Annotated in this window: 8 protein-coding genes and 1 pseudogene; 3 read left to right on the plus strand and 6 right to left on the minus strand. The window is 62.8% G+C overall.

Annotated features, from left to right (window positions below; all coding sequences use genetic code 11):
• Nucleotides 1-8: 8 nt before the first annotated feature.
• The 3 genes from H3T89_RS06490 to H3T89_RS06500 all read right to left on the minus strand — a co-directional run bounded on the left by H3T89_RS06490 (nucleotide 9) and on the right by H3T89_RS06500 (nucleotide 4630).
• Nucleotides 9-2357 (minus strand): DNA gyrase/topoisomerase IV subunit B, encoded by a 2349-nt coding sequence (locus H3T89_RS06490; RefSeq protein ID WP_198216561.1) that lies wholly within the window; start codon nucleotides 2355-2357, stop codon nucleotides 9-11.
• Nucleotides 2358-2486: 129 nt separating this feature from the next.
• Nucleotides 2487-3911 carry an RNA polymerase sigma factor gene (locus tag H3T89_RS06495; RefSeq protein ID WP_415873470.1) on the minus strand — a complete coding sequence of 475 codons (1425 nt, stop codon included), beginning with the start codon at nucleotides 3909-3911 and terminating at the stop codon, nucleotides 2487-2489.
• Nucleotides 3912-4024: 113 nt separating this feature from the next.
• A complete protein-coding gene (locus H3T89_RS06500; protein WP_181415573.1) occupies nucleotides 4025-4630 on the minus strand; it encodes a DUF4192 family protein in 606 nt (201 codons plus the stop codon).
• A 185-nt stretch (nucleotides 4631-4815) separates the two neighbouring features.
• Between H3T89_RS06500 and H3T89_RS06505 the strand changes: the two genes are divergently transcribed.
• On the plus strand, nucleotides 4816-6042 hold the full coding sequence (locus H3T89_RS06505; RefSeq protein ID WP_198216563.1) for a polyprenyl synthetase family protein: 1227 nt from the start codon (nucleotides 4816-4818) through the stop codon (nucleotides 6040-6042).
• Complete coding sequence (locus H3T89_RS06510) at nucleotides 6035-8278, plus strand: Stk1 family PASTA domain-containing Ser/Thr kinase (RefSeq protein WP_198216564.1); 2244 nt, start codon at nucleotides 6035-6037, stop codon at nucleotides 8276-8278. Before H3T89_RS06505 ends, H3T89_RS06510 begins: the two co-directional genes overlap by 8 nt.
• A 24-nt stretch (nucleotides 8279-8302) precedes the next feature.
• On the opposite strand, the gene H3T89_RS06515 is transcribed toward H3T89_RS06510, so the two are convergent.
• A complete protein-coding gene (locus H3T89_RS06515; RefSeq protein ID WP_015021662.1) occupies nucleotides 8303-8992 on the minus strand; it encodes a lysophospholipid acyltransferase family protein in 690 nt (229 codons plus the stop codon).
• A 48-nt stretch (nucleotides 8993-9040) separates the two neighbouring features.
• Here H3T89_RS06515 and H3T89_RS06520 point away from each other — a divergent pair, with 48 nt between their 5' ends.
• Entirely contained in the window at nucleotides 9041-9586 is a 546-nt protein-coding gene (locus H3T89_RS06520) for a hypothetical protein (RefSeq protein ID WP_198216565.1), read from the plus strand.
• A 96-nt stretch (nucleotides 9587-9682) separates the two neighbouring features.
• On the opposite strand, the gene trpD is transcribed toward H3T89_RS06520, so the two are convergent.
• Nucleotides 9683-10783, minus strand: coding sequence for an anthranilate phosphoribosyltransferase (gene trpD, locus H3T89_RS06525; protein ID WP_015021660.1), 1101 nt, complete (start codon nucleotides 10781-10783; stop codon nucleotides 9683-9685).
• 229 nt (nucleotides 10784-11012) lie between these two features.
• A pseudogene (locus tag H3T89_RS09210) lies at nucleotides 11013-11198 on the minus strand (SEC-C metal-binding domain-containing protein); the annotation flags it as partial.
• Nucleotides 11199-11332: the final 134 nt, after the last annotated feature.

Below are 11332 nucleotides of genomic sequence, written 5' to 3' on the forward strand. Positions count from 1 at the left end.
AAGGTCGATCAGGTGTCGATCTTGCTCCGGTCGAAGTCGTCGGCATTGTCCACGATGAACTGCTTGCGGGGCGGTACGTCGTCGCCCATGAGCAGGGGGAAGATGCCGGCCGCCTGCGCCGCATCCTCCATGCGGATGCGGCGCAGCATGCGGGTCCGGGGATCCATGGTGGTGTCGGCCAGCTGGTCGGCGTCCATCTCGCCCAGACCCTTGTAGCGCTGCACATCGGGATTGTAGTCGATGTGCTTGGCCTGCAGGTCGGCCAGCTTGCCCTCCAGCTCATCGTCCGAATAGGTGTAGATGAACTTTCCCTTGTTCCTGCCTGCAAGCGCGATTCGATGCAGGGGGGGCACGGCGGCGTAGACTCGCCCGTTCTCAATCAGTGGACGCATGTAGCGGTAGAAGAGGGTCAGCAGCAGGATGCGGATGTGGGCACCGTCCACGTCAGCATCGGTCATCATGATGACCTTGTTGTAGCGGGCCTGGTCGATGTCGAAGCTGGCTCCCGAACCGGCGCCGACCACCTGGATTATGGAGGCGCACTCCTTGTTGGTCAGCATCTGGGACAGGGAGGCCTTCTGGACGTTGAGGATCTTGCCACGGATGGGCAGCAGGGCCTGGAACATGGAGTTTCGGGCGGCCTTGGCCGTACCCAGGGCGGAGTCGCCCTCGACGATGAACAGCTCGGCGATGTCGTCGTTGCCGGGCATGGAATCCGAGAGCTTGGAGGGCATGGAGGCTGACTCCAGGGCGTTCTTGCGCCTGGTGACCTCCTTGGTCTTGCGTGCCTGGACGCGGGCGTGCATCTCGCCGACGATCTTCTCCAGCACCTGGCCGGACTGCTCCTTGAAGCCGCGCTTGGAGCCGCTGATCATCTGGCCGAACTGGTCGTCGGTCATCCGGGTGACGATGGGCTTGACCTGGGCCGTACCCAGCACGTCCTTGGTCTGGCCCTGGAACTGCGGCTCGGCGATGCGTACGGTGACCACGGCCACCAGCCCGGCCAGGACGTCGTCGCGCTCCACCTTGGTGTGGGAGTCCTTGAGGTTGACCTTGAGACGGCGGGCGTTGGCCTCCACGGCCTTACGCACCTGGCGGGTCATGGCGTTCATGAACCCGTCCACGTGCATGCCTCCGCCGGGCGTCTCGACCACATTGACGAAGCTACGGACGACTGAATCATAGTCATTGACCCAGCGCAGGGCAATATCCACCCCGCAGACACGTTCCACCTGCTCGGCGTGCAGCTCGCCGTCGGTGCCTACCCGCTGAGTCTCCTCCTGGTAGGTGTCCTGGCCGCTGATCCGCCAGACGTCACTGACCGGCTCGCCCTTGGACAGGAAGTCCACAAAGTCCGTCACACCGCCGGTGTGCAGGAACTCCTCCACGCGCTGATGGTCGCACTCGTCCTCCGGCCTCAACATGGCCCGGTCAGCCTGTTCGGTGGCCGAAAGATCGGTATCATCCGCCTGTGCGTCCTCGGCACTTTCGTCTTCATCGCCCTCTTCAGTGAGGCCGCCGCTGTCAGACGATTCAAGAGGGTTCTCCTGAACACCCTGGTTGTTCGACTCCCCAGCGGGTTCGCCGTCAACCTCCAGGCGCAGGTCCTGCTCGGCGCTGCCTGTGGCGGGGATGCGCTCGTCGATCACGGTGATCTTGAGGCCAGGCACCAGGAAGCTGGTCTGGCGCACTCGGTCAATCAGCTGGTCGTAGCTGAACCGGGCCGTGGGGTTGAAGATTTCTGGGTCGGCCCAGTAGCGCACCCTGGTACCGGTCCGGGACTTAGGCACGCTGCCCACCACCTCCAGGGGCGTAGGCCGGTTCTTCCTGGTGCGTTTGAATGGCGAGTCAGGCGAGGGATGCTCCGGGTCAGGGTCCTGGTAGGTACCGGGATGGCCTTGATGGAACCGCATCCTATGTGTCTTGCCGTCCCTGTCCACCTCGACATCCAACCGGGAACTCAGGGCGTTGACCACCGAAGAGCCCACCCCGTGCAGGCCGCCCACGGCCGTATAAGAAGAGTTGCCGAACTTGGCACCCGCGTGGAGCTTGGTCAGAACCACCTCCACGCCGGTCAGCCCTGTCCGAGGCTCAATATCGACTGGGATGCCTCGGCCGTTGTCGTCCACTTCGATGGAGCCGTCCTTGTGCAGGATGACCTTGATGTGGTCGCATTGGCCGGCCAGGGCCTCGTCCACGGCGTTGTCGATGATCTCCCAAAGGCAGTGCATGAGCCCCTGGCTGTCCGTAGTCCCGATATACATGCCTGGACGCTTGCGTACAGCGTCCAGGCCCTCCAGAACCGTCAGACTTCCGGCACCATAGGACTTTGCCGTATCAGCCTTTTTCGCCACCATTTACCTCGCCGTTCACCTCATGGCGCCCAGGGGACACAGGTCCTCACATGGGCAGTCGCTTACGCACCGATGACCATTTCTAGCAAGGAGGCCTCGACAGTATCAGTACCCCCTTGCCGGGCGCAGCGGTCACTGATCCAGGAAGTCCCGCAGGGTCTGCGAGCGCGAAGGATGGCGCAGCTTGGACATTGTCTTGGACTCAATCTGGCGGATGCGTTCACGGGTGACCCCGTAGACGCGGCCAATATCATCCAGGGTCTTGGGCTGCCCATCCTCCAGGCCGTAGCGCATCTTGATGACGCCGGCCTCGCGGGGACTCAGGGTCTCAAGAACCTGCTGGAACTGCTCTTGCAGCAGGGAGAAGGCCACGGCATCCGAGGGGGCGATGGCATCGGTGTCCTCAATCAGATCGCCGAACTCAGAGTCGCCGTCCTCGCCCAGGGGGGTATGCAGGGAGATAGGCTCGCGTCCGTACTTCTGGACCTCCTGGACCTTCTCGACAGGCATATCCAGCTCCCGAGCCAGCTCGTCGGGAGTGGGCTCGCGGCCCAGATCCTGCAACATCTGCCGCTGGACGCGGGAGAGCTTGTTGATGACCTCGACCATGTGGACGGGCACACGGATGGTGCGGGCCTGGTCGGCCATGGCGCGGGTGATGGCCTGACGAATCCACCAAGTGGCATAGGTGGAGAACTTGTAGCCCTTGGTGTAGTCGAACTTCTCCACCGCGCGGATCAGACCCAGATTGCCTTCCTGGATCAGATCCAGGAAGAGCATGCCCCTGCCGGTGTAGCGCTTGGCCAGAGAGACCACCAGTCGCAGGTTAGCCTCCAACAGATGGTCCTTGGCCTTCTTCCCGTCGTTGGCGGCCCACTTGAGCTCGCGGCGACGCTTGAAGTCCATGCCTTCACCCTCGGTGTCCAGCAGATGCTGGGCATAGAGGCCGGCCTCGATACGCTCGGAAAGGTCCACCTCCTGCTCAGCATTCAGCAGGCTGACGCGGCCGATTTGCTTGAGGTAGTCCTTGACGGGATCGGCAGTGGCTCCGGCGGTGACCACACGACGCTTGGGATTGCCCGAGGGGGTGACGTTTTCGTCATCATCGGAATCGTCGACGACAAAGGCACCCTTGACCTTGGCTGCGAGGGCATGGGCGGCCTTGCGATCCTCCTCGGCCTCATCCTCGACCCGGGAGACCTCGTCCTCCTCCTGATCGTCCTCATCGGGTTCGTCCTCCAGCTGATCCTCGCTCTTGTCCAGCTGGTCGTCGTCCTCCTGGTCCTCAAGCAGGTCCTCGTCAGGCTCCTGCTCCTCCTGCTGCAGAATGGGCTCCTCTTCGACCTTCTTCGTGGTCTTGGAGGCCGGGCGCCGGTTCGTCTTGGCCGTCGAAGTGCTGGCAGTGGCGGTCTTGCGGGACGAGGTCTTGTGGGACGCCTTGCTGCTGCTGGTCTTGGACCTGGTGGCGGTCTTGGTCTTGCCGGCGGTTGAACTGGTCCGGCCCTTTCCGGTATCCACTGCGGCTGTCTTGGCTGACTTGGTGTCCTTCGTGGCCAAATTCTCCTCCTGGATCATCCCACCCGCCGACACTGCTTTTAAGGCACAGCTATGGCAAGGTCAAATCGTAGACTCACTAAGTGAACCACCCCAGGGGGACGATTATTCCCGATTCAGCTCGATTGCCTCCAAGCCGGGTCGATGCTGCGGCCGATCAAGGCCAGGACGATGGCGGCCAGGCTGCAGGAACGGTCGTCGGCCAGGGCTTGCTCGGCGAACCCGGATGCCTGGGATCCCCCACTCCACCAGTCAACATAGGACGCAACCGCCAGGGGCTGGGACCGGAACCCAGGCGGCGCCTTACCCGCCATGGCCTCGAGCATGACAAGCCCAGCCCGGCAACGGGGATGGTCCGGCCGCATCGTGGAATCCTTGAATACTGAATCCAGAATGCTGCAGAGCGCCGTCACATTGGCCGGATCGTTGGGGCGCACGCACAGGTCCAGCAGCCGGTCATCGTCCAGACCTGGCTCAGGTGCCAGGATGGACAGGATAAGCCCGTCGCGTATGGCCAGGGTCTCCGTGATGGCCACGGCCAGACGGTCCGTAGAGTCGGGGTTCAAATGCGGCTCTGCCTGTTGTCCCTTCAAACATGCAGTCCACTCGGTCAAGGGCTGCCGGAGCCATCGCCTGTCAGCATCTTCCACACCCCATCGTCGTCGGCCCTCCCGGTAGTTCTCCATCAGTTCTGTCATGCCATGTTCATGTGAATCGTTCATGTCGTCATCGCCTCCCATCCGCTCCCCGGTCTGTTGGCCGGGAAGCCTTGGCATCATCCTGAACCAGTGGGAACCGTTAAGAAGGCCATATCGGATCATGTGGTCAAGTGGGGTCATCCATCCACCAAGGTCCTGGAACCTGCCTGTTGGGCAGATATGCGGATAGGCTCTAAGGCATGAAGAGCGTGACAGCAGCACGGGTCGAACAGCGCATGGAGGAACTGCTCCAGCAGCATTGCGACCACCTGACTGCTCCAGAGCCTGGACTGGACCATCCCCTGGATCAGGACCCCTCCCAGGAGGCCTTGCAGGCGGTCATCCTCCAGGCAATCGAGGCTGGCCGAGGCGGCAAGCGACTGCGCGCCCTGCTGCTCTGCGATGTCTGGGGGGCTCTGGATTGCGGGCAGAATCCGAACCGTGAACAGGCGGTAGTGGACCTTGCCTGCGCCTTGGAGGTCTACCAGACCAGCGCCCTGGTCCACGACGACATCATCGACGGCTCTCCTCGTCGTCGGGGCCGCCCTGCCGCCCATCTGGCCCTGAGCCGGCCAGTTGTCAGAAACGATCCGAACAGCCAAGACCCCGCCGTTCCCAATGCCCGCGGCACCGGCCTGGGCATCCTCCTTGGCGACCTGCTGGCATCGCTGAGCACAGAAATAGCCCTCCAAGCGGCTGCCGACCTGCCTCAGGGGCCGGCCGTCTGCAGGGCTTTTCAAGCCATGCAGACGGCTGTGGTCACCGGCCAGGTCCTGGACATGGGAATGGAGGAGGCCCGCCTGGACAATCCGGAACAACTGCGCCGTCAGGCTCTGCACACCATGGCGTGGAAGACCGCCTCATACACCACGCTGGCCCCTCTGGCTCTGGGCCTGCTAGCGGCCGGAGCAGACCTGGAAGAGCATAAAGGGTCGGTACGCGCCCTGGGCCTGGACCTGGGGCTGGCCTTCCAACTGGCGGACGATCTGTTGGATGTGACAGGCGACGACCACCACACCGGCAAGCCCGTGGGCGGAGATATTCGCGAGGGCAAGCGGACCGTCCTCCTGGCTGACACCCTGGCCATGGCCGACCCTGATCAGGCCAAGGAGGTTCGCCGACTCTACGATTCCCCCTCCCAACGCCGCAAGGATGCACAGGTGAATATAGTCCGTGACCTGATGCAGTCCTGTGGCGCCGTAAATGCCAGTCGTCGACGTATGGCCGACCTTTCCACCCGAGCACAGACCCAAGCCCAGGCCCTGGCCGATGATCTGAATCTGTCGACAGAGGGTCGAATCATCTTCCTGAAGGCCTGCCGACGCTTCCTGCCGCTTGCCACCACCGCCGGGTATCATGAACGTGTATCTTCCATTGATGCCGAGGCCGGTCAGGCCTCCGAGGTGCAGAGGGCCGGACAAGACGAGCATGAGTGAAGCGGACGAGAGGACCAGCGACCGGATCATAGACGGGCGCTACCGCATTCTGCGCGAGATCGCGCAAGGTGGCATGGCCACGGTCTACGAGGCTCTGGACCTGCGACTGTCCAGACATGTGGCAGTCAAGATCATGCACACCATGCTGGCCCAGGGACCTCACAGGGCCCAGTTCGAGGAGCGCTTCCGCCGGGAGGCCAGGTCTGCGGCTGCCATCGCCAACCCCCACATCGTCCAGGTCTACGACACCGGTGTCGACCAGGGGCTGGACTACCTGGTCATGGAGTATGTCCACGGAATAAGCCTGCGGACGGATATGGCTCGGCAGGGTGTCTATCCTCTGAAGGAGACCCTGCGCATCGTGGGCGAAATCCTCGACGGTCTGGCCTCCGCCCATCGAGCCGGCGTCATCCACCGCGACATCAAGCCGGAAAACATCCTCATCAACGACCGCGGCCACGTGGAAATCACCGACTTCGGCCTGGCCCGCGCCGCCGCCCAGGCCACCCTGTCCTCGACGGGCATGCTCATGGGCACGGCCGCCTACCTGGCCCCCGAAACCATTGAGAACAATGAGGCATCCCCCCAGAGCGACCTATACGCCGTGGGCATCATCGCCTACGAGATGCTGGCCGGCACGGTCCCCTTCGCCAGCGATAATCCGGTGACCATCGTCTTCAAGCACGTCCACGAGGACGTTCCCTCCCTGGCCAGGGTCTGCCCGGGTATCGACCCATCTGTGGCCGCACTGGTCTCCGGGCTGACCGACCGCTCCCCCGAAAATCGCCCGGACGACGCGGGCAAGGCCCTGGAGAGCCTGAGGAAGGTGGTCAGGGGGCTGGATCGGCAGGCCATGGACTACGTGCTGCCTGCAGGGACCGCAGCAGCAGCCGCAGCCAGCGGTCAGCCCGAGTCTGCCATTGCCGGAACCCCTGGGCACGACCCTGAGATTCCGGAATCGCCAACCCAGGGAGCTACGCCACCCAGCGACGATGCCGAGGATGCAGCCACGGAGACCATTGCTGCTGCAACCGACCAAGAGATTTCGGACACCGTCCCGGCTGTGCCGGCCCCGCCCCAGAACGATACAGAGGCAGCGACCAGACGCTATCAACTCAATGACGTGGACACCCCCTCCCAGGCCGAAACCACGACCGTCCTGCAGCCTCAGGACCTGGCAGCCTCCCCCGCCGATGCGACGGCCGTCCCGGCTTCCTTCCAGACCTTGCAGCAAGGTGCCGAGACAGCCAAACCCAAGCACCGGCATCGGGGCCTGATCATTGTGCTGGTGGTTCTGCTGGTGCTGGCCCTGGCCGGAGGCGGCGGTGGCGCCTGGTGGTACTACCTGGGTCCGGGCAGCTATGTAGCCCTGCCCAAGCCGGATGACATCTCCTGCTCCGAGAATCAGGGGTGCAGGGTCATCGGAGCCGACTATGCCAAGTACGCCCGCACGCTCAAGGTCGCAGGCATCGGTGTCTACACCGAATACGACTTCAGCGACCAAGTGCCCAAAGGGGCCATCATGGCCGCGGATCCCGATACCGTCGGAGCCCATATCAGCAAGCGGGGCGGCAACCTCAAACTGACCGTCTCCAAGGGGATTCGCCAGGCAACAGTGCCCAAGGACATCCTCCTGCCGGACACCTCCAACGGCAAGAACCCCCTGCAAGCCTTGAAGGCGGCTGGGTTCGACAAGATCGACCATGACACCTCCAAGGACCAGTACTCCATGGACATACCCGAGGGGGCGGCGATTTCAGTGGATCCGGCCCCGGGGACCAAGACCCGACACGATACCAAGGTCAGCCTGGTCCTGTCCAAGGGCCGGATGCCGGTGGCCATGCCGGACATCATCGGCAAGGCAAGGAACGATGCCAAGGCGGCTCTGGAAGCCCTCCGGCTCAAGGTCAACTACAGCGAGGACTGGTCAGACACGGTCCCCCGCAACCAGGTGATCTCCGCCTCCCACCAGGCCCAGGAACAGCTGCACTGGGGCGATGCGGTCAACGTGGTGATCTCCAAGGGACCACAATTCATCAGTATGCCCGACGTGAAAGGCAAGAGCCAGGACGAGGCCACCCAGATCCTGCAGGGATACGGGCTCAAGGTCAACATCTCCGCCCCGCTGGGCAACCTGACCCACACCGTGCGAATCCAGGACCCCGGCCCCGGCACCCAGGTCAAGGTGGTCAATGATGACGGCTCACCGGCAGTCGTGACCCTGACTGTGGTCTGACTGTCCTATCTCTGCAGCCAATCGTCAGTCCAGTTCTTCCCTGCTCTCATGCGCTTTGACGACCTGGGCATACACGTCCACGTAGCGCTGCCCGCTCATCTCCTGGATCTCCTGCATGATCCTGTCGGTCAGGTTGCGGATCTCCTCGTGAGTGAGGCTGTTGACCGGCACGTAGGGCACGGTGATGGGCTTGCCGAAGATGACCTTGGTCCTGCCCTTATGCGGAAGCACATGGCCGGGCTCCTGAAGCTGCCGAGTGCCGATGATGGCGGTGGGCACCACTGTCGTTCCGGTCTCGAAGGCCAGCCGCGCCGCCCCGGTGTGCCCCCGGTAGAGCCTGCCGTCAGGACTGCGCGTGCCCTCCGGATGAATGCCGAAGATGTGCCCGTGCTCAAGGATGGAACGCGCGGTTTCCATGGCTCCCAACGACTTGGAACCGCCCGACCTGTCGACGGGGAAGACTCCGACTGAGCTGAACCACCATTTCTTGAACTTGCCCTTTATTCCCTTGCCGTTGAAGTACTCGGCCTTGCCCATGAAGTGAATCATCCTAGGGCAGGTGATGGGCAGGAGGGCATCGTCGATGACGGCCAAATGGTTGGAGGCGATGATGGCAGCCCCTTGCTTGGGAATGTTCCCCGTACCTTCTACGGTCGGTTTGAACCAGGTACGCGCCAACGGACCGAGCAGTTTGACGAAGAACCAGTACAGCACAGAGACTCCTTGGTAGCGAATGCGTTCGGCCGAGGTTACGATGGTTCTATGACCGAGCACAAGGATAACGACGCCGGGAATCAGTATAACAGCGAGGCGGGAACCGGGTCCTCACAGGGGGACGAGCAGTGGGCGGACTTCCTGAATTCGCACGCTGACGAGCTGGATTCCCTGGAATCGTCCAGGACGGCCAGGGAATTCGAAAAGAAGGCTCGAAAGTCCGAGAAGAAGGCGGCGCTGAAGGCCGAGGACTTGAAGCGAGATGCCTTCGTCGGCGGTTCCGGACCGCGAGATTTCCAGGGCAGAAGCTGGCTGGACACTGACGAGATCATGGACCAGTCGTCGAATTTTGTGCCGCCCAACCCCGACCTGAGCGACCTGGGCAGAAGGCGGATGGCCTTCATGATCATGACGGTGCTGGGCCTGGTCTGCTTCTTCCTGACCATGTTCATCCCCCGCTGGTCCGGCCTGACCGGCCTGCTGGCGGGTCTGCTCCTGCTGATAGGCATTGCGGGACTGATCATCGACAGGAAGAACTTCCGCGATGATTCAAGCGGGCTCTTCGATGACGACGAACGGCACTACCGGCGATAATGTCGAGAGCCGCCAGAAGTGAACCGTCAAAATAGTCAGGCCCCGTTGGCAGGAATATCAGCCAGCGGGGCCTGAACAGGCTTGACAGCCGCGAACCTAGACCAAGACCGGATGGCGTGTCTGTTCCTCTTGCCGGCAGCGGATCTGTGCTTGCTGGGCTCCGTGAATCCATGCCGCCAGCAGGTCGGCGGCCCTGCCCTGGTCCACAACCTGGGTAGCCAGTTGGTAGGCCTGTGCAAACCGGACGCTCAGATCGTCCTCGGGGCCGGCATCGATCTGCGTGCCGTCAGCCACAATGGCCGACGCTGCGTTGAGCAGGGCCGTGGAACGCGAAGGAACCGACTTTCCAGCCAGGAAGTCCCTGACAACGCTGGCGTTGAAGGCAGGATCGCCGCCGCGGAGGTCATTCAAATCCACCGGATCGATGCCCAACTCGCGAGTCGGATCGAAGGACCGTTCCTCCACTTGGCCCTGGTGAATCTCCCAGATGGAGACAGGGCCGGTCGGAGCCATCTCGTCAAGACCTTCAACCGAGGTGTAGACCATGCCCTCCTGGCCGCGTGAGGCATAGACCTTGGCCATCATGGGGCTCAGTTGGCGCTGGGCGCATCCGATGGCCACATTGTGCGGTTTGACCGGGTTGGTCAGCGGCCCAAGAAGGTTGAAGACGGTGGGGATTCCCAACGACGAGCGGACAGGACCTGCAAAACGCATGGCAGGGTGGAAGGTCTTGGCAAAGACGAAGGTGATGCCGTAACGGTCAGCCATGGCAGCCACCTCCTTGGGCGGCAGATCCAGGGGCAGACCCAGCTGTTCCAGACAGTCAGCGGTGCCGCTCTTGCTGGATGCGGCCCTGTTGCCGTGCTTGACGATTCTGACCCCTGCTGCGGCAGCCACGATGGCGCCCATGGTCGACAGGTTGACGGTCGCTGCTCCGTCACCACCGGTGCCGACGATGTCGGTCACGTCACCCCTGACCTTGAGGGGCACAGCATGGCCCACCATGGCCTTGGCAGCCCCTTCGACCTCCGGGCTGGTCAGACCCAGAGTGGACTGCATGGACAGGGCGGCGCCCACTTGCACCGGGTCGGCATTTCCGTCCATCAGATCGTTCATGCACCACTCGGCCTCATCCGCGCTCAGGTGTCGACCGGACACCAAGGAGTTCAGGACGGATTTCCAGCTAAGTGGCCGCATGATGACTCTTTTCCTTTGAAGAAGCGGGGCCGGATGCCCCGCTGTTTGCTCTAGGTTTACTGCCCCGCCCCTCCCCACACAAGGCAATCCCATATTTTGGTCACTTTGCTACCAATATATGAAAAATGGGGATCCAATATATGGAAACGGCCACCGCCCTTGTGAGCGATGACCGTCAATCAAATCAGCAACCCTGCCTAGGCAGGCCTCTGGAGATTACGAATACCTGTTATTTTTTCTCGTTCTGGCCGTGGCACATCTTGTACTTGCGTCCGGAACCGCAGGGGCAGGGGGCGTTGCGGGGCGTGCCCGGGAAGGTGCGACCATCGGCCCAGGGCGAGTGATCCTCTACGGCCTTGGGCCTCTTGCTGGCAGGAACCTTGCCCTCGGCATGGCTGATAGGCGCGGGTCCGACCGGAGCCGGAGCGCTATCGTCAGCGGCATCCTCAGAGGCATCCTCCTCCTCGGAATCCTCCTGTATGCTGCCAGCCGGGGCACCCTCGTCATGCTCCTCGGCCGTCTCATCGATGTCGGTGGTCTCATCCTCTG

Source organism: Bifidobacterium sp. W8114, assembly GCF_016101165.1.
In the GTDB taxonomy this organism is placed as follows: domain Bacteria; phylum Actinomycetota; class Actinomycetes; order Actinomycetales; family Bifidobacteriaceae; genus Bombiscardovia; species Bombiscardovia asteroides.